Consider the following 18,518-nt stretch of genomic DNA (forward strand, 5'->3'; position numbering starts at 1 on the left):
CAGAACTGCCAATAAATCGTTCTGGAGTGTCCATGGAACAGAACTGGTTTTTTCCGCCCCATCAAGGGATTCGTCTGGGTGACCTCGCGGATCGGATTGGGGCGGAACTCACTGACGCCAGCGTGACCGATCATGCCATCCGCACGGTCGCGCCGGTCTATCGCGCCAAGCCCGGCGACGTTTGCTACATGCTGTCGCGCAAGAGCCGGGATGAGTTGGAGACCTGCCAAGCCTCCGCGATCATCTGCGACAAGGCGATCGCATCGATCGTTCCGAGTCACATTCCCGTTCTCCTGACGCAGAAGCCGCATACCGCATTCGCGCTCGCCGGCGCGTTGCTGCATGAGGAGGCGTTGCGTCCATCGTACAACACGAGCGGGCGGGGCATAGCGCCCGGAGCCTTTGTCGACCCGACGGCCCGTCTCGAGCCTGGGGTCGAGGTGGAGCCGACGGCGGTCGTCGGCGCAGGTGCGGAGATCGGCAGCGGCACGCGGATCGCCGCCGGTGCGGTCATCGGGCCGCAAGTTCGGATCGGCAGGGACTGCACGATCTCGGCCGGCGCCAGCATCCTGTGTGCGCTGATCGGCAACAATGTGATCATTCATCCGGGCGCGCGCATCGGCCAGGACGGCTTTGGCTATGCGCCTGGGCCTAAGGGCGGAATGATTAAGATCGTTCAGGTCGGCCGCGTGATCATCCAGGATCATGTGGAAATCGGTGCCAATACGACGGTCGATCGTGGCACGATGGACGATACGGTGATCGGCGAAGGCACGAAGATCGACAATCTCGTCCAGATCGGTCACAACGTCCGCATCGGCCGCTATTGCGGCATCGTCAGCCAGGTCGGCATCGCCGGCAGCGCGCGCATCGGCGATGGCGTGATGATCGGCGGCAATGCCGGCGTCAACGGACATACCACGATTGGAGATGGAGCGCAGATCGCCGCGATGAGCGGTGTGGCGAGCGATGTGCCTGCGGGCGAGCGATACGGCGGAATTCCGGCGCGGCCGATGAGGGACTTCCTGCGGGAGATCGCGGAAATCGCCCTGCGATCGAGCGAAAGGCATAAGAAAAAGGGTGGCAAGGATGAATGACGCTGCGACAGTTCTCGGTACGGCGGATCTTCAAGAGATACTCAGACTTCTTCCTCACCGCTATCCGTTCCTGCTCGTCGACCGAATCATCGAGATCGATGCCGACAATTCGGCGATCGGCATCAAGAACGTGACGGCGAACGAGCCGCATTTCACCGGCCATTTCCCGGAAAAGCCGATCATGCCGGGCGTGCTGCTGATCGAGGGCATGGCCCAGACGGCGGGCGCCATCTGTGCACGCAAGTCGGGCATCGGCAGCAACCTCGTCTACTTCATGACGATAGACAACGCGCGGTTCCGCAAGCCCGTGGTGCCAGGCGATCGGGTCGAGTTCCACGTCACGAAGCAGAAGCAGCGGGGCAATATCTGGAAATTTCACTGCGACGCGAAAGTTGACGGGCAACTTGTCGCGGAAGCTGATATCGGCGCGATGATTGTCAGCAAGGAAGATGCCTGAAAATGATTGCATCAAGTGCCAAGGTCCACCCGGCGTCGGTTGTCGAAGAGGGCGCGGCGATCGGCGAGAACGTCAAGGTCGGCCCGTTCTGCCACATCGGGCCGAATGTCGTTCTGGGCGACGACATTGAACTCCTGAGCCATGTGGTCGTGATCGGGCGCACGACGATCGGCAATGGAACGAAGATCTTCCCTGGCGCGGTGATAGGCGGCGATTCTCAAAGCGTGCATCACAGCGCCGTCGACACGACGCTTGTGATCGGTGAGAAATGCACGATCCGCGAAGGCGTGACGATGAATACCGGCACTGTCGAACATGGCGGGGCGACCGTCGTCGGCGACAACAATCTGTTTCTCGCCTATTCGCATGTGGCGCATGATTGCCAGCTCGGAAACAATATCATCCTGTCGAACAACGTGATGCTTGCCGGTCATGTGACCGTCGAGGACCGCGCTATTCTCGGCGGCGGCTCGGCCGTTCATCAGTTCACCCGCGTCGGCAAGAATGCCTTCATCGGCGGACTGTCGGCTGTCAGCTACGACGTCATTCCCTATGGCATGCTGAACGGCAATCCCGGCGTGCTGAGCGGTCTCAATGTCGTCGGCATGACGCGCGCCGGCATCGATCGTCAGGTCATCCACGCGGTGCGTCGCTGCTACAAACAGATTTTCGAGGGCCCGGAATCGATCCGTGCCAACGCGGCTGCGATCCGCAACGAATATCTCGACTGCCCGCCGGCATTGGAGATTCTCGATTTCATTGCCGCGGAAAGCGACCGCGCGCTGTCGTCGCCCAATCGCGGCGGTAAGGGTTGAGGCCCATGGCCGCTCCGCGCCTGCCGGCTACCGGCGGCAGGCTTGCCATTATCGCCGGCGCCGGCGCGCTTCCCCACCACGTCGCAGAGGCAGCCCGCAGACAGGGGGAAGATCCGTTCATCATTGCGCTTTCGCGGGAGGCCGATGCCGACTGGAGTGGATTCGACCACTCCACTCTGGCCATTGGCGATTTCGCGGCGATCAGCCGAACGTTCGCGACGGAGGGGATTGATCGGGTAGTGCTTTCCGGCGCAGTTCGTCGGCGGCCGGATTGGCGTGACATTCGTCCGACACTGAGAACGCTCGCAAAAGTACCGAGCGTCCTGCGGACGCTGGTCTCAGGCGGCGACGATGCCGTCTTGCGCATGGCCATGGAGCTTATCGAAGCAAGCGGCGCCCGAGTGATCGGCGCTCACGAAGTTGTGCCCGACCTGCTTGCGGATGCAGGTCCGGTTGGAGAGCATGCGCCGACGGATGAGGATCGACGCGACGTCGAGGCGGGCATTGCTGCCGCCGACGCGCTGGGGGCGCTTGATATCGGGCAGGGGGCAGTCGCGGTCGGGGGCAGAGTGGTGGCGCTTGAGGGCGCCGAGGGAACGGACGCAATGCTGGCGCGGGTCGCCGAATTGAAGGCGGACGGCCGCGTCTCGAGCCGCCGTCGCGGGGTTCTTGTCAAGCTCTGCAAGCCGCAACAGGACGAGCGCGCAGATCTGCCGTCGATCGGGCCTTCGACCGTGGCGGGTGCCGCGGCGGCGGGGCTCGCCGGCATAGCGGTCGAGGCGGGGCGCGCACTCGTCCTCGAACGGTCGACGGTAATCGAGACGGCGAATGGATACGGACTCTTTGTTCTGGGGATCGAGCGGAATGCTCGGGAGCGGCCGCGATGACAGAGCAGACGTACCGGCTGGCGATCATCGCCGGGGAGGTTTCCGGAGACCTGCTCGGCGCCGATCTGGTGCGTGCGCTGCAGGCACGGGTCGACGGGCCGATTGAACTCGTCGGCGTCGGTGGCGATGCGCTGGAGGCCGAGGGCCTCGTCTCCCTGTTCGATTATTCCGAGCTGTCGATCATGGGCTTCTCGCAGGTCCTGGCGCGCCTGCCGAAGCTGCTCATGCGCATCCGGCAGACGGCTCGAGCCATCGTGGCGGCGTGTCCGGATGCCCTCGTGATTATCGATAGCCCCGATTTTACCCATCGCGTCGCCCGGCAGGTGCGCGCCGCCCTGCCGAACATGCCGATCATCGACTATGTCTGTCCGAGCGTCTGGGCCTGGAAGCCGGAGCGGGCGCCGCGGATGCTCGGCTATGTCGATCATGTACTTGCCGTCCTGCCCTTCGAGCCAGAGGTGATGGCGAAGCTCGGCGGTCCGCCGACCACCTATGTCGGCCACCGGCTGGCGTCGGACGCCAACCTGCTCGCGGTTCGGGAACACCGGCGTCGGAGACAGCAGATGAATCCGGGGGACGAAACCAAGACCTGTCTGCTGCTCCCTGGCTCGCGTGCCGGCGAGGTCAGCCGCCTGCTGCCGATGTTCGGTGAAGTCGTTTTGGAAATTGCGGCACGCAACCCCGGCACGCGTTTCCTGTTGCCGACCGTGCCACGCCAGGAACGGCGCGTGCGCGAATTGACGACATCCTGGAAGGTCCAGCCGGAGATAACCGTTGATTCGGAGATGAAGTGGCGTGCCTTTAGTGAGGCGGACGCGGCGATTGCCGCGTCGGGCACGGTGATTCTCGAATTGGCCCTGGCAGGCGTTCCGGTTGTTTCGACCTATCGGGCGGACTGGCTCGTAACGCTCCTCCACGAAAAGATCCGCATCTGGACGGCGGCCCTGCCGAACCTCATCGCCGATTTTCCGGTCGTTCCCGAATATTTCAACAAGGCCATTCGGCCAGGGACGCTGGTTCGTTGGTTCGAGAGGCTGTCGGTCGAAACGCCGCAGCGCGCCGCCATGCTCGATGGCTTCGCGATCGTGCAACAGCGCATGACGACAGAGCGTCCGCCGGGCGAAGAAGCGGCTGAGATCGTTCTCGGCTATCTCCAAAGCAAAAAGCCCGGCCATTCCTGACCGGGCTTTTTCAATGGGCGCTGCGATCAGCGCTTGGAGAGCGGCACGTAATCGCGCAGCGGTGCGCCGACATACAGCTGGCGCGGCCGACCGATGCGCTGTTCCGGATCCTCGATCATCTCGTTCCACTGGGCGATCCAGCCGACCGTGCGAGCAAGCGCGAAGAGAACGGTGAACATCGTGGTGGGGAAGCCCAGCGCCTTCAGCGTGATACCGGAATAGAAGTCGATGTTCGGGTAGAGCTTCTTCTCGATGAAGTACTCGTCCGTCAGTGCGATGCGCTCGAGCTCCATCGCCACTTCGAGGAGCGGGTCGTCCTTGTGACCGAGTTCGGCCAGCACCTCATGCGTCGTCTTCTGCATGATCTTCGCACGCGGATCATAGTTCTTGTAGACGCGGTGACCGAAGCCCATCAGGCGGAACGGGTCGTTCTTGTCCTTGGCCCTGGTGATAAATTCCGGAATGCGATCGACGCTGCCGATCTCGGCGAGCATGTTGAGGGCCGCTTCGTTGGCGCCGCCGTGAGCGGGACCCCATAGGCAGGCAATGCCGGCAGCGATACAGGCGAACGGATTGGCGCCCGACGAGCCGGCAAGGCGAACGGTCGAGGTCGAGGCGTTCTGCTCATGGTCAGCGTGCAGGATGAAGATGCGATCCATCGCGCGCGACAGGACCGGATTGACGACATAGTCCTCGCAGGGCACGGCAAAGCACATGCGCAGGAAGTTCGAGGCGTAGTCGAGGTCGTTCTTCGGATAAATGAAGGGCTGGCCGATATGGTACTTGTAGGCCATTGCCGCAATCGTCGGCATCTTGGCGATCATGCGCAGCGAGGCGACCATGCGCTGATGCGGGTCAGTGATGTCGGTCGAGTCATGATAGAAGGCCGACAGCGCCCCGACGCAGCCGCACATGACGGCCATCGGGTGGGCGTCGCGACGGAAGCCGGTGAAGAACCGCGACATCTGCTCGTGAATCATGGTGTGATGCGTCACGCGATAGTCGAAGTCGTCCTTCTGCGCCTTGGTCGGCAGTTCGCCGTAAAGCAGAAGATAGCAGACTTCGAGGAAGTCACCGTGATCGGCAAGCTGCTCGATCGGGTAGCCGCGGTGCAGCAATACGCCCTCGTCGCCGTCGATATAGGTGATCTTGGATTCACACGATGCCGTCGACGTGAAGCCAGGATCGTAGGTGAACATCTTGGTCTGCTTGTAGAGCGAGCCGATGTCCACCACGTCCGGACCGATGGAGCCCGATCGCACCGGGAGGTCCGCTGTTTTTCCATCGATAGAGATCGTCGCGTTTGTTCCTGACATGGGGCCCTCCGTCTAGTGGCGCTGTGGCACGTCGTCCAGTGCCACCAAATTAAGCGTTGCGATTTTGCTATATGATTTACTTTCGACTGCCAAGCTGTACGAAAGGCAAATTGTGCGATGCGAAAATGTGCATATGGCGGCGCAACAATCGTATGCTATGGCAATATATCCGCAAAGATCAATGATCGCTAATCTGGCGGCGCAGCCTCATCCCTCGAAGTCCTGCCTATTTTTTCGGCAGCTAGTCTTCCGATTGCAATACGGTTCCTTTGGTTGCAGGATCGATGCGGGCAGCCTGAGGGACAGAGCGGAACGAAATGCAGGAGGGGCAGGGACAGGCAGCGATGCGCGACACGGAACGTAGCGCATGGCGTCTCTCCGGCCCCGAGGTCGTCCTTCAGACTGCCGAGCTCCCGCAGATCAAGGCAGGTCAACCTCCCTCGGCGAGGCTCGATCGCCGCTTTTCTGCCGGCCGGCTCCGATCTGCGGCGGGCTCCATAGCTGGTCTTCTGCGCTCAGCGCTGCTCGAGGAAGATGACTTCGGCCATGGTTTCGTGTTGATTCCGGTGCTTCTGGCGCTTGGCGCCATTCTGTGGTTTTCGCTGCCAGAGACCGTCGGTATTGCTAAACTCGCAGCACTGCTTTGCATTTTCGGCATATCTGCATCGCTGTGCAGGGGAGAAATGCGTGCGTGCCGGCCGCTGGCGCTCGCGCCAACTCTCCTGGCAGCCGGCATGCTGCTCGCCGCGCTCGAGACGCGCCGTGTCGATACGGTCATCCTCGATGGTCCGGTGACGACGAACCTGCGCGGGACGGTGCTATCGCGTCAGCCGGACGACAAGGGGCGATGGCGCTACCTGGTCGAGATCGTCCGGACGTCCGGGCCGAAGCTTCGCAGGCCCCCCGAGCAGGCGACGCTTTTGGCACGCAGTCGCCACGAACCCTTCCCCATTGGCTCGAGTATCGAGGGCCGGGTTCGTCTCTCGCCGCCCTCCGGTCCGGCGCTGCCGGGTCTCAACGATTTCGCGTTCGATGCCTATTTCAAAGGCGTGGGCGCCGTCGGTTTCTTCTACGGTGCGCCGCGCAGGGCGGAGGATAGCGCCGATCTCCCCCTCTCATTGCAGGCGAGCGCCCGCCTGGCGGCGTTGCGCGAAGCGGTCGGCAATCGGATTCGCTCGGCGATCGGCGGGGATACCGGCGCCATCGCTGCAGCACTGATCACCGGCGAGGAACGTGCCATCAGTCGCGAAACCGTCGAGACGTTGCGGACCGCCGGGCTTTCGCATGTGCTTGCGATCTCCGGGCTCAACATGGTGCTGGCGGCCGGCACCTTCCTCATCGGCGCGCGAACGCTGCTGAGCCTGGTCCCCGGCCTTGCGGCGAAGCGGCCGATCAAGAAATATGCAGCGTCGGGCGCGCTGCTGATGGTTTTCCTCTACATCCTGATTTCCGGCGGCGCGGTGTCGGCCCTCAGATCCTGGATCATGATCTCGATCATGCTCGTCGCCGTCCTTTTCGACCGCGTCTCGATCAGCCTGCGCAATGTCGCGCTTGCCGCGCTCATCATCATCGTGTGGTCGCCCTCGGCAGTCGCCGGTCCCGGCTTTCAGATGTCCTTTGCTGCGACCCTGGCGCTCGTGGCCGGCTACGCCCGCTGGCGCGACCATCGGCTGCGGAACGCGGAGGCCAAGACGTCTCGACTGAGCCTCGGCCAAGTCTCCGGTCCGGTCGTCGCCACCGTCGCGACATCGCTGATAGGCGGCCTGGCCACTGCCGTCTATGCCGCAGCGCATTTCCACCGCCTGCCGGCATACGGCCTGCTGGCGAATGTGCTCACGACGCCATTGATCGGCATTCTCATCATGCCGTTCGGCCTCTTTGCCATGCTGCTCATGCCCTTCGGGCTCGAACATTACCCCTTGATGGTGATGGGGCAGGGGCTGGATTGGATGCTTGCCGTCGCGCGCTATGTAGCGGCGCTCGATGGTGAGTGGGTCACCGGTCGGATCGGCGTCACAGGCTTTTTCCTGCTCGCTTTCGGCGGCGTGTTGCTCTGCGTGCTGAGGACCCGTCTCGCTTTCGCCGGTGCCGCACTGATCCTTCTGGGCGGGTCATCCATCGCGCTGGAACGCCAGGCGGAACGACCCTCGATCACGATATCCGAGGACGGCCAGTTAGTCGGTCTGATCTCCGGCGACGCGATCGCTACCAACAAGGCACGGCCGCCGGAGTTCATCTTCTCGCAATGGCAACGGGCGCTTGCCCTCGACAACCACACCGCGCCAGTCGAGACGTCCGCCTCAGGCCAGGCCCCTAAGAACGGTGTCGACCGCCCCGCGCGGAATGGCGCAGGCTCGCAACAGATCGATAGCGTGGCGAGTGCCGCCAAGGCGACGACGGCCCTGGCTGCCGCGAAGCCAGGAGCCTTTTCTTGCCGCAAGGACGAATGGTGCGTCGGCCGCAGCCAGGAAGGCTGGTCGGTTGCCGTGGTCGATGCGCCGGATATCTTCGCCGTCCTGTGCGGCCGCGTCGATCTGCTGGTCGCGGCAACGCGGCGGACGTTGCCGACCTGTTCGTCAGATAAGTCACTGGTCGTGACGGGCAGGACATTACGGCAGACCGGTGCGGTCGAGATTTATGTTAGTGCGGCTGTTAGTGCGGCGCGGCCTGCGCGCTTTCGCATTGTGACGTCGTTTCCATCGACGCAGAGGCCTTGGCAGCAGCATCGCCGCTATGACTGGCGCAGCGACACTTTTGCCTCGCAACAGGCGGCATACTAGTGCATGTCGCCCAACGTTCGAATGCGGCGCGATTTAGGAAGTGCCGCGGCGCGCCGTTCCGTTTCGGCGTTGCCCCGCCGTTATTCCTGATTATTATACTCCAGAAATCCTTGTCATCGGAGCCTGGTTTGTCGTAAAGAGCGGCGACCTGTTGAGATTGATCTGCCTGACGCGCCGACGTCGATCGGGAAGCGCGCGAAATTATGAGGAACGAGATGTCGAATCGGAGCCGACCGACCTTGAACATGTTGCTGGCGGCTACGCTTGCCATTTTCCTTTCGTGTCCGGCTGTGGTCGTAGCCCAGACGGCACCATCGGCGCCGGTCGGGCAGCAGGCCGCCGCTCCGGCTGCGGCGGAGAGCAATCCGGCTCCCGTAACGACGCCGTTGCCAGCCGAAGGCGTCGCCGGAAGCGCCCCAATCCTTCCGCACGACCTGTCGCCGGTCGGCATGTTCCTCGCAGCGGACGTGGTCGTCAAAAGCGTGATGATATCTCTTGCTTTGGCCTCGGTGGTCACTTGGGCGATTTTCTTCGTCAAGACGCTGGAGCTTGCCTTTGCGAAATCGCGGATGAAGCGCGCGGCTCGCGTGCTCAGTGCAGCAAAGGGTCTGGCCGAGGTGGAACTCGACCGCAAGACTGGAGCGGCTGCCGAGATGGTCGCTGCTGCAATCGACGAGATCACCCGTTCCGAGGCGGTGCTGGATCAAGCGCCGGTAGCAGGCGTCAAGGAACGTGTCGCCTCGCTGCTCGCGCGCATCGAGATCCGCGCCGGCAAAAGGATGAGCGCAGGCACCGGCATTCTCGCATCGATAGGCTCGGTCGGTCCCTTCGTCGGCCTGTTCGGCACCGTCTGGGGGATCATGAACTCCTTCATCGGCATCAGCAAGGCGCAGACCACCAATCTGGCGATCGTCGCGCCCGGCATCGCCGAGGCCCTGCTGGCGACCGCCATCGGGCTTGTCGCGGCCATCCCGGCCGTGGTGATCTACAATTACTTCGCCCGCTCGGTAGGAGGGTACAAGCTGATCCTGGCGGATGCCGCCGCCGCGGTTGAAAGGCTCGTCAGCCGCGATCTCGACCATCGTCATATTCGCAAGGCGCAGCCGCGCCGGCAGGACGGTTACGGCCATGGTGCCGATGCGTCGATCGCCAGGATCGGGTGAGGGCCATGGCGGGAAGAATATCCGAAGGCAGCGGCGATCTCGACGAGAACAGCGATATCAATGTCACGCCGTTCATCGACGTGATGCTGGTTCTCTTGATCATCTTCATGGTGGCGGCGCCCCTGGCGACGGTCGACATGAAGGTCGACTTGCCGCAATCGGTCGCCAGGCCGACGCCACGCGACGACAAGCCGGTGTTCGTGACGTTGAAGGCGGACCTCTCACTCGCGATCGGCAATGAGGAGACGGGACGCGACGCCTTTGTGGCAGAACTCGACCGGCTTACGAACGGAAACAAGGAAACCCGCGTCCTGCTTCGCGCCGACCGGCTGGTCGACTACGGCGAGTTGATGGCGGTCATGAACCTCATACAGGGAGCGGGCTACGCCAAGATAGCGCTCGTCGGGCTCGAGGCTGCTCCGGTGCGCTGACGGCTCTCGCCGTGCCAACCGTCGTCAATCCGATCGCATCGAGCCGCCAGCCTTGCCCGCTGGCGGCTTCGCTTTTTGCGGGCCGAATGCCGCGGTCGCTTGAAACCGGCGGTGTGGCGAATTATGAGCTTAGGAAGAGGCTGTCACGCAGCCAGGCTAAGATCGCGCGGGGTTCCGGGTTGGCGGCGCCGCGTCCATTCGCACACGAGGCAGTATCATGAACTTCGAAGCAGCGCGCATTAAGATGGTGGACAATCAGATCCGAACGACGGATGTGACATCCCATTCGGTTCTGACTGCCTTCCTCTCGGTGCCACGCGAGGAATTCGTGCCAGCGAAGATGAAGGAACTGGCCTATATCGATACCGATATCGAGCTCACTGGCGGCACCGCCCCGCGCTACCTCATGGAGCCTTCTCCGCTGGCCAAATTGCTGCAGCTCGCCGAGATCAGCAAACCGGACAAGGTGCTCGAGATCGGTTCGGGGACCGGTTACGCTTCCGCGGTGCTATCGCTCATCGCCGGCTCCGTCGTGGCGCTGGAGAGTGATGAGTCGTTGGCCGGGTCAGCGACCGAGACGCTGGCGCGTCTCGACTATGGCAATGTTACGGTCGCGACTGGCGATCTCACCAAGGGACACGCTGCCGAAGCGCCCTATGACGTGATCTTCATCAACGGCGCGGTTGAAGTGATTCCCGCTTCCCTTTTCGAGCAGCTTCGAGACGGCGGCCGCCTGGTCGCCGTTGAAGGGTTTGGTAACGCATCGCGTGCGAAACTCTATGTACGCGAATCGGGCAGGACGTCCGAGCGATCCGATTTCAACACGTCGGTGAAGCCGCTGCCTGGCTTCCATCGCGCGCGGTCGTTCATTTTCTGAGGTGCCCCTTGTTGAGGCACCTCAGCATACGCATGTGAAGACCAAATCTGCAATGTTGCCAATCGGCAACGTACCATGTGTTTCTTTTTGAAATACCCCCCTCGTATGCAGTGCACGGTTGTCGTAAGTTCGAATCCGGGGTTCAAAGTGGAAAGAAGCGGTGATTTGCCCGCCGAGGGGTGGCTGGGCGGATCGTTGCATGGAATTGAACAGGCCGCCCATGAGGATTGGTCTGCTGGAAATTGCCGGGTGCGTGCCGCCTGGCTGAACGGAGGGAAGATGGTGTCGATTGTCCGCAAAGCAGCCTTGTGGGCGGCTGTCTCGACCAGCTTATTGCTTGCGCCGCACGCCGTGCTCGCTGAGACGATCTACGGGGCAATGGCCAAGGCCTATGCCAACAATCCGGATCTGAATGCCGCACGTGCCGGCCTGCGTGCCACCGACGAAGGCGTTCCGATAGCCAAGTCCGGTTACCGCCCTCAAGTTGCAGCTTCGGCGACCGGCACGCTGACGCGCGTCGAAAGAGAGGACGGAACTTTCAACTTTCATGACGGGCAGGTCGGGATATCGATCACCCAGATGATCTTCGATGGATTTCAGACCCTGAACAACGTCAGGGCGGCGCAGTCAGACGTATTCTCCGGACGCGAGACGCTGAAGGCGAACGAGATCCAGATTCTTCTGTCGGCCGCCCAGTCCTATGCGAACATCGCCCGCGACCAGCAGATCGTCTCCATACGACGTCAGAACCTGGCCTTCCTCCGGGAGCAGTTGAATGCCGCTCAGGCTCGCCTCGATGTGGGCGAGGGGACCCGGACGGATGTGAGCCAGGCGCAGGCGGAACTCGCCAATGCGCAGTCGCTGCTGGTTTCGGCAGTTGCACAGTTGAAGCAGAGTGAGGCGGTCTATGTCCAGATCGTCGGTGCCGCTCCGACAGGCATCCGGCAGCCGAGGCCGGCTTCGAAGGGCATGCCGAGGTCTCTGGATCAGGCGGTAGCCACGAGCCTGAGGGAGAACCCGCAGATCATCGCCGCCCAGTACAACGTCGACTCGGCGGGCTTCCAGGTGAAATCGGCTGAAGGCACGATGCTGCCCGGTGTCGTTCTTCAGGGATCGGTCACGCGCAACACCGGCAATTCCGGCGGCGGCCTCGATGATACCACCGCGAGCGTTACTGCCCGTGTCGAGGTTCCGATTTACCAGGGTGGCGCTGAATACGGCCAGATTCGCCAGGCGAAGGAAGTTCTGGGTCAGCAGCGCATCCTCGTCGATTCCGCACGCGCCTCGGTGCAGCAGACGGTCGTTACGGCCCATGCCCAGCTCGAATCTGCCCTTGCCCGGATCACGGCCAGCAGGTCGCAGATTTCGGCCGCAAACCTCGCCCTGGAAGGCGTCATCGAAGAACGCAAGGTCGGCCAGCGCACGACGCTGGACGTGCTCGACGCGCAGCAGGACGTTCTGGATGCGCAGGAATCGCTCGCCGGCGCACAGCGCGATGCCGTCGTGGCGAGCTACGCGCTGCTCGCGGCCATGGGCAAGCTGACCGTCTCGGTTCAAGGTCTGCAAGTGGCCGAGTATCGCCCGGAACAGCATTACGAAGCCGTCAAGGATAAGTGGTTCGGCCTGCGTACGGTCGACGGACGCTGAGATTTCCACGCTTCGCTCTGCTTGAACCCGCTTCGGTTTAAGCAGAGGGCTCATATTGTAACGAAGTATCGCGCGCCCATGGGTTATCATGGGCGCGCGATTTGCTTTCGTTGCTGTGGCACCTGCTGAAAAAAACAAATCTGTGCAACAATTTCCTCAGCTGATTCGCGACATTTGTTTCGTTCGCGAACTCACATAAGGTTCGTTCGAAATCGGCACGCGGACAGCTTTTGACTCGCGCTCGTCCGCAGCAAACGAGGATGGAAATGGCACAGCTCAATGTCGCACGAGAACCTTCGATGGATGAGATCCTGGCATCCATTCGCAAGATCATCGAGAACAACGAGCCTGGTCTTGCCGGCGCCCCTGCACTGCAAAACTTCGAGGAAAGTACGGACGACGAGATCGAATTGACGATCGACTCTGAAATCGATGCTGCGGTATTCGATTCATCCGACCACCATGCCTCTTCTCGCATCTCGTCATCGGGCGCCGAGCCGACCTATAGCGGCGCGGGGGCGGCGGCTGCATCCTCTTCGCCGCCGCTTTCGCTTGCCGATGTGGCGGCACGCGTGCGAGCGGCCTCCGAGCGGCATGCATCGCATTACGGCGCCAAGGAGCCGACAAACCCGGAGCCAGCAGGTCCGGTCGAGGACAGCCCGCTGATCACTTCGCGAATGGCGGCAGTGTCGTTTGCGAAAGCGCCTTCGGCCGCCGCCGAACAGGCGCCCGAAGGCGCTTCGTCGCGCATCCTTGCCGAAGAGCCTGCGCCGGTGGCCGCCGTGCCAGCGGCTCCATCGTACCCGCCCGCTCCGGAAGCGGCTGCAGAGAATGAGATGACCGGCGGCGCGATCGTTTCACCGGCCGTGAGCCGTCAGGTGGCGCGTGCTTTTGACGATCTGGCGCATGCGGTGGACCGGGGGCCGAGGCGCTCTTTCGACGAAATTGCCGAAGCCATGCTTCGCCCGATGCTGCAGGAATGGCTCGACGACAATTTGCCGACGCTGGTCGAGCGATTGGTTCGCGAAGAAATCGAACGGGTCGCACGCGGCCCCCGTCGCTGAGCTGTTACGCGCTCAAGATAGCGGCGGGACGCAAGTCCGAGATTCTACCCGGTAGAGCAGTTCAGACGCAAGCCGCTGCCAGACACTCGCGATTCGACAAGATAAAACCGTAATCGTCGCGGCTTTTTCCCGTGTGTGTTGACTTGCGCAGGCCGTTCCGGTTTACAAAACGCAGACATCAATCTCCAAAATTGGTCAAAAAATGCTCGATAAGACCTACGATTCCGCATCCGTCGATCCGCGTATTTCCAAGACGTGGGACGATGAAAACGCGTTTCGTGCCGGCGCCGGCGCAAAGCCGGATGCCGAGACCTTCTGCATCGTGATTCCGCCGCCGAATGTTACCGGCTCCCTGCACATGGGCCATGCGCTCAACAACACGCTGCAGGATGTCATGGTGCGCTTCGAACGCATGCGCGGGAAGGATGTGCTCTGGCAGCCGGGCATGGACCATGCCGGCATTGCCACGCAGATGGTCGTCGAGCGGCAGCTCGCACAGCGCAAGCTGCCGGGGCGCCACGAGATGGGACGCGAGGCCTTCATCGAGAAGGTCTGGGAATGGAAGGCCGAATCCGGGGGGCTGATCTTCAATCAGTTGAAGCGGCTCGGCGCCTCCTGCGACTGGTCGCGCGAGCGCTTCACCATGGACGAGGGGCTGTCCGAAGCGGTCATCGAGGTCTTCGTCAGCCTTTACAAGGAAGGGCTGATCTACCGCGACACCCGTCTGGTCAACTGGGATCCGAAGCTGCAGACGGCAATCTCGGACATCGAGGTCGAGCAGGTCGAGGTCAACGGCCATCTCTGGCATCTGCGCTATCCGCTCGAAGAGGGCGTCACCTATCAGCATCCGGTCGCCTTCGACGAAGACGGCAACGCCACCGAGTGGGAAACCCGCGACTACCTGGTCGTTGCCACCACGCGCCCGGAAACGATGCTTGGCGACACGGGTGTAGCGGTGCATCCGGACGACCCGCGCTACAAGGGGATCGTCGGCAAGCACGTCATCCTGCCGATCGTCGGGCGCCGCATACCGATCGTCGCCGATGAATATCCGGACCCGACGACTGGGACCGGTGCGGTGAAGATGACGCCGGCACACGACTTCAACGATTTCGACGTCGGCAAGCGCAGGGGGCTTCGTCAGGTCAGCGTGCTGACGCCCGACGGACGGATCTCGATCAAGAACAATGAGGACTTCCTCGAGGGCTTGGATCACCCGGCAGCGCTCCACGGTGCCTGGGACCAGATCGAGGGCAAGGACAGGTTCGAGGCGCGCGGGCTGATTGTCGAGATTCTCGAGGCCGCGGGTCTCGTCGACCATATAGAGCCGCACAAGCACACGGTGCCGCACGGTGATCGCGGCGGCGTGCCGATCGAGCCTCGCCTGACCGAGCAGTGGTATGTCGACGCAAAGACGCTGGCCAAGCCAGCCATTGCCTCTGTCAGGGAAGGGCGGACGGCCTTCGTTCCCAACAATTGGGAAAAGACCTACTTCGAATGGATGGAGAATATCCAGCCCTGGTGTATTTCGCGTCAGCTCTGGTGGGGTCACCAGATCCCCGCCTGGTACGGACCGGACGGTCAGGTCTTCGTCGAGAAGACGGAGGAAGAGGCGCTGCACGCGGCGATTCAGCATTACCTGGCGCATGAAGGGCCGATGAAGGCCTATGTCGAGGACCTGCTCGAGAACTTCAAGCCGGGTGAAATCCTGACGCGCGACGAGGATGTGCTGGACACCTGGTTCTCGTCCGCCCTCTGGCCCTTTTCGACGCTCGGCTGGCCGAAGGAGACGCCGGAGCTCGAAAAATACTACGAGACCGATGTGCTGGTTACCGGTTTCGACATCATCTTCTTCTGGGTCGCCCGGATGATGATGATGGGCCTGCACTTCATGAAGGACGCCGATGGAACGCCGGTCGAGCCGTTCCACACCGTCTACGTCCATGCGCTCGTTCGCGACAAGAACGGGCAGAAGATGTCGAAGTCGAAGGGCAACGTCATCGATCCGCTCGAACTGATCGACGAATACGGTGCCGACGCGCTGCGTTTCACACTGGCGATCATGGCGGCCCAGGGCCGCGACGTGAAGCTCGATCCCGCCCGCATCGCCGGTTACCGCAACTTCGGCACCAAGCTCTGGAACGCCACGCGCTTTGCCGAGATGAACGGCGCCACGAGCAGCGACGGCTTCATTCCGGAAGCCGCCTCGCTGACGGTGAACCGTTGGATCCTGACCGAGCTGTCGCGCACGATCCGCGACGTCACGGAAGCGATCGAGGGATATCGGTTCAACGACGCGGCCGGAAGTCTCTACCGCTTCATATGGAACCAGTTCTGCGACTGGTACCTCGAACTGTTGAAGCCTGTCTTCGGCGGCGAGGACGAGGCCGCCAAGCGCGAATCGCAGGCCTGCGTCGCCTACGTTCTGGATGAAACCTACAAGCTGCTGCATCCCTTCATGCCCTTCATGACCGAGGAGCTTTGGGAAAAGACCGCCGGTCCGGGACGCGATCGGGCGACGCTTCTGTGCCACGCCGAATGGCCGGGGGCCTTTTACGCGGATGATCTGGCCGCGGACGAGATCAACTGGCTGATCGATCTCGTCTCCGGGATTCGCTCGGTGCGGGCGGAAATGAACGTTCCGCCCGCGGCAATGGCGCCGCTGGTGATCGTCGGCGCCAAGGGCTTGACGGGCGAGCGGCTCGATCGGCATGCCTCCGCGATCAAGCGGCTGGCAAGGGTGGAGAGCATCGAGCACGCGGCGGCGGCGCCGCGCGGCAGCGCCCAGATCGTCATAGGCGAGGCGACGGCATGCCTTCCGCTCGGCAGCCTCATCGATCTCACAGCCGAAAAATCTCGCCTCGAGAAGGCAATCGCCAAGGTCGAGGTCGAGCGCGAGAGAATTCTCGGCAAACTTGCCAACGAAAAATTCGTCGCGAACGCAAAACCCGAACTGGTCGAAGCGGAACGGGAGCGATTGGCAGAACTCACCCTGCAGAAGGACTCGCTTGGAGTCGCTCTAAGCCGCGTCTCGGAAGCAGGTTAGCCTTCTTCGTGCTAGGATGAAGACGCGAATCCGCGGCAGAAATGCCGCGGATTTTTGTTCGTCGCAGTGCAACTGCGAATCGGTCCGCTCCGGGCGATCAATGGGACAATTACACGCATGGGTTTTGATGAGACCTTTTCCAAGGGGCCTTATCCGGGCTGCTTTGCAAAAAGCAATGTTGTTGTCGTGACGTCACACATTGCTGGTTTGTTAGAATTCTTTTTTAAACTGGGGAGAGTTCATACTGAAAGTGGGAAATGCATTTCGTGTACTTGGGAATATGGCCGAATCGTGAAATTCTTACGTAAATTTGATGACCGAATCTGTCGGGTTCAGGCCCCGGGCCGCGAATTGCCAATCACCGGATCGTGACGAATATTCAGCCCAAGTGCGGCGGCGCGAGGTGAAACGCCGCATTCATGAAATGCAGGGGAGGAGCTGAATGGCTCGAAATAGATTGAAGAAGAGCATTCTCGCAGCGGTTGCCGGAATGCTCGTCGCGTCGGCTGCGCAGGCGGGGGGGCTCGAGCGCAGCGGCTACAATATCGATCTCTTGTTCGATCCTTCGGATTTCGCGGCGGAAGCGACGGCGACTTACGTCAATCCTCAGCGTGAATTGAAGAATGTCGTCGATACGAACCCCGCAAATTCGGATGCGGTCGCGGAGACATTCGGGGGTGGTGACTTGAACTACCGTCCCAATTCTGCAGATGAGACGGAGAGTTATTGGGCGCCCCGCATCGGCTTTAAGGCTGCTTTGGGTGACAGTGTTGACTGTATGGCGGACTACTCGCAGCCTTGGGGCGCCCACACCAATCCCGGCCAAAACTGGGCCGGCGCAAACAACAATATTGAAACGAAAGTCGAGAGCGATAACTACGCGGCGACGTGCTCCTACAAATGGGACATGGGGCCTGGTTTTATGCGCGTTATCGGAGGTGTCTTCTACCAGGAAGTGGGCGGCTTTAAAGAGCGGCTTGTACAGGATTTTACCGGTACCGGGCTCCCATTCTCGGGCGTCGGAAGGCTTGAACTTGAGGACAGCGGATGGGGCTGGCGGACGGGTGTCGCCTACGAAATCCCCGAATATGCCATGCGGGCGAGCCTCGTCTATAATAGTGCTGTCGACCTCGACAACCTCAGCGGCTCCATCGACCTACGTCAGGTCGGTTTTGTGATCCCCGGTGTTGGAGTAGTCAGCGGCAGCAAGTATGATGTCCACGGCTCTGCATCAATGCCAGATTCGCTGGAGCTCAAGGTTCAATCCGGCATTGCTCCCGGGTGGCTGGCCTTTGGTTCGGTTAAGTGGACTGACTGGAGCCAGTTGCAAGTGTTGCGCTTCGTGCCAAATGAACCGGGCTTTGGGAGGTTCGGCACGAGCCTTGACCTGCTGTATCGTGATGGTTGGACAGTCACCGGCGGCATTGGCCACAAGTTCAACGATCAGTGGAGTGGAGCCATCAGTCTCACTTGGGACCGCGGCACGAGCCATGGCTATGGAGCGCAAACCGATACCTGGTTGCTTGGGACAGGCGTGACCTACGCGCCGACCCAGAATGTCGAACTTCGCTTCGCTGGCGTCGCTGGGATCATGACTAGCGGCAGTTCGGGGCAGGTCACCTACCAAGGCGAGGTCATTGGCGACGACGTCTCCTATGACTTCGACAATGACTTCGTCGGGGCGATCTCGACATCGCTAAAAGTCAGGTTCTGATCTCCATCGATCAGCATCTCGAGGCCCGGTTCGCCGGGCCTTT

General features: G+C 61.8%; 14 protein-coding genes. 13 read left to right on the forward strand and 1 reads right to left on the reverse strand.

Annotated elements, in window-relative coordinates; translation table 11 throughout:
- Positions 1-32 precede the first annotated feature (32 nt).
- From lpxD to lpxB, 5 genes are read left to right on the forward strand one after another with little or no spacing between them, the layout of a single operon-like run.
- A complete protein-coding gene (lpxD, locus tag USDA257_RS17245; protein WP_014764242.1) occupies positions 33-1,097 on the forward strand; it encodes a UDP-3-O-(3-hydroxymyristoyl)glucosamine N-acyltransferase in 1,065 nt (354 codons plus the stop codon).
- The gene (gene fabZ, locus USDA257_RS17250; protein WP_014764243.1) at positions 1,090-1,554 is read left to right on the forward strand and encodes a 3-hydroxyacyl-ACP dehydratase FabZ; all 465 of its coding nucleotides are present in this window, start codon (positions 1,090-1,092) and stop codon (positions 1,552-1,554) included. The genes lpxD and fabZ overlap by 8 nt, the downstream gene beginning before the upstream one ends.
- On the forward strand, positions 1,551-2,369 hold the full coding sequence (gene lpxA, locus USDA257_RS17255; RefSeq protein ID WP_161623555.1) for an acyl-ACP--UDP-N-acetylglucosamine O-acyltransferase: 819 nt from the start codon (positions 1,551-1,553) through the stop codon (positions 2,367-2,369). Before fabZ ends, lpxA begins: the two co-directional genes overlap by 4 nt.
- A gap of 5 nt (positions 2,370-2,374) precedes the next feature.
- Entirely contained in the window at positions 2,375-3,256 is an 882-nt protein-coding gene (locus USDA257_RS17260) for an LpxI family protein (RefSeq protein WP_014764245.1), read from the forward strand.
- Positions 3,253-4,437 (forward strand): lipid-A-disaccharide synthase, encoded by a 1,185-nt coding sequence (lpxB, locus tag USDA257_RS17265; RefSeq protein WP_014764246.1) that lies wholly within the window; start codon positions 3,253-3,255, stop codon positions 4,435-4,437. The genes USDA257_RS17260 and lpxB overlap by 4 nt, the downstream gene beginning before the upstream one ends.
- 26 nt (positions 4,438-4,463) lie before the next feature.
- Here lpxB and gltA read toward each other — a convergent pair whose 3' ends face one another.
- Entirely contained in the window at positions 4,464-5,753 is a 1,290-nt protein-coding gene (gene gltA, locus USDA257_RS17270) for a citrate synthase (RefSeq protein WP_014764247.1), read from the reverse strand.
- A gap of 317 nt (positions 5,754-6,070) precedes the next feature.
- On the opposite strand from gltA, the gene USDA257_RS17275 reads away from it, so the two are divergent.
- From USDA257_RS17275 to USDA257_RS17310, 8 genes are all read left to right on the forward strand, one after another.
- Positions 6,071-8,533 (forward strand): ComEC/Rec2 family competence protein, encoded by a 2,463-nt coding sequence (locus USDA257_RS17275; protein ID WP_041414335.1) that lies wholly within the window; start codon positions 6,071-6,073, stop codon positions 8,531-8,533.
- Positions 8,534-8,748: 215 nt separating this feature from the next.
- A complete protein-coding gene (exbB, locus tag USDA257_RS17280; RefSeq protein ID WP_014764249.1) occupies positions 8,749-9,696 on the forward strand; it encodes a tonB-system energizer ExbB in 948 nt (315 codons plus the stop codon).
- 5 nt (positions 9,697-9,701) lie between these two features.
- Positions 9,702-10,127 (forward strand): TonB system transport protein ExbD, encoded by a 426-nt coding sequence (gene exbD / locus USDA257_RS17285; protein WP_014764250.1) that lies wholly within the window; start codon positions 9,702-9,704, stop codon positions 10,125-10,127.
- Between the two features lie 217 nt (positions 10,128-10,344).
- Positions 10,345-11,004 carry a protein-L-isoaspartate O-methyltransferase family protein gene (locus tag USDA257_RS17290; RefSeq protein ID WP_014764251.1) on the forward strand — a complete coding sequence of 220 codons (660 nt, stop codon included), beginning with the start codon at positions 10,345-10,347 and terminating at the stop codon, positions 11,002-11,004.
- A 279-nt stretch (positions 11,005-11,283) separates the two neighbouring features.
- The gene (gene tolC, locus USDA257_RS17295; RefSeq protein ID WP_014764252.1) at positions 11,284-12,651 is read left to right on the forward strand and encodes an outer membrane channel protein TolC; all 1,368 of its coding nucleotides are present in this window, start codon (positions 11,284-11,286) and stop codon (positions 12,649-12,651) included.
- A 266-nt stretch (positions 12,652-12,917) separates the two neighbouring features.
- Positions 12,918-13,715, forward strand: coding sequence for a PopZ family protein (locus USDA257_RS17300; protein ID WP_014764253.1), 798 nt, complete (start codon positions 12,918-12,920; stop codon positions 13,713-13,715).
- Between the two features lie 202 nt (positions 13,716-13,917).
- Positions 13,918-16,761 carry a valine--tRNA ligase gene (locus tag USDA257_RS17305; RefSeq protein ID WP_014764254.1) on the forward strand — a complete coding sequence of 948 codons (2,844 nt, stop codon included), beginning with the start codon at positions 13,918-13,920 and terminating at the stop codon, positions 16,759-16,761.
- A gap of 442 nt (positions 16,762-17,203) precedes the next feature.
- Positions 17,204-18,475 carry an OmpP1/FadL family transporter gene (locus USDA257_RS17310; RefSeq protein ID WP_014764255.1) on the forward strand — a complete coding sequence of 424 codons (1,272 nt, stop codon included), beginning with the start codon at positions 17,204-17,206 and terminating at the stop codon, positions 18,473-18,475.
- Positions 18,476-18,518 lie beyond the last annotated feature (43 nt).

The organism is Sinorhizobium fredii USDA 257 (assembly GCF_000265205.3).
Lineage (GTDB): Bacteria > Pseudomonadota > Alphaproteobacteria > Rhizobiales > Rhizobiaceae > Sinorhizobium > Sinorhizobium fredii_B.

Coding starts and splice junctions, on each gene's coding strand:
- lpxD (WP_014764242.1), top strand. CDS start 33: ATGGAACAGAACTGGTTTTTTCCGCCCCATCAAGGGATTCGTCTGGGT.
- fabZ (WP_014764243.1), top strand. CDS start 1,090: ATGAATGACGCTGCGACAGTTCTCGGTACGGCGGATCTTCAAGAGATA.
- USDA257_RS17260 (WP_014764245.1), top strand. CDS start 2,375: ATGGCCGCTCCGCGCCTGCCGGCTACCGGCGGCAGGCTTGCCATTATC.
- lpxB (WP_014764246.1), top strand. CDS start 3,253: ATGACAGAGCAGACGTACCGGCTGGCGATCATCGCCGGGGAGGTTTCC.
- gltA (WP_014764247.1), bottom strand. CDS start 5,753: ATGTCAGGAACAAACGCGACGATCTCTATCGATGGAAAAACAGCGGAC.
- USDA257_RS17275 (WP_041414335.1), top strand. CDS start 6,071: ATGCAGGAGGGGCAGGGACAGGCAGCGATGCGCGACACGGAACGTAGC.
- exbB (WP_014764249.1), top strand. CDS start 8,749: ATGTCGAATCGGAGCCGACCGACCTTGAACATGTTGCTGGCGGCTACG.
- exbD (WP_014764250.1), top strand. CDS start 9,702: ATGGCGGGAAGAATATCCGAAGGCAGCGGCGATCTCGACGAGAACAGC.
- USDA257_RS17290 (WP_014764251.1), top strand. CDS start 10,345: ATGAACTTCGAAGCAGCGCGCATTAAGATGGTGGACAATCAGATCCGA.
- tolC (WP_014764252.1), top strand. CDS start 11,284: ATGGTGTCGATTGTCCGCAAAGCAGCCTTGTGGGCGGCTGTCTCGACC.
- USDA257_RS17300 (WP_014764253.1), top strand. CDS start 12,918: ATGGCACAGCTCAATGTCGCACGAGAACCTTCGATGGATGAGATCCTG.
- USDA257_RS17305 (WP_014764254.1), top strand. CDS start 13,918: ATGCTCGATAAGACCTACGATTCCGCATCCGTCGATCCGCGTATTTCC.
- USDA257_RS17310 (WP_014764255.1), top strand. CDS start 17,204: ATGGCTCGAAATAGATTGAAGAAGAGCATTCTCGCAGCGGTTGCCGGA.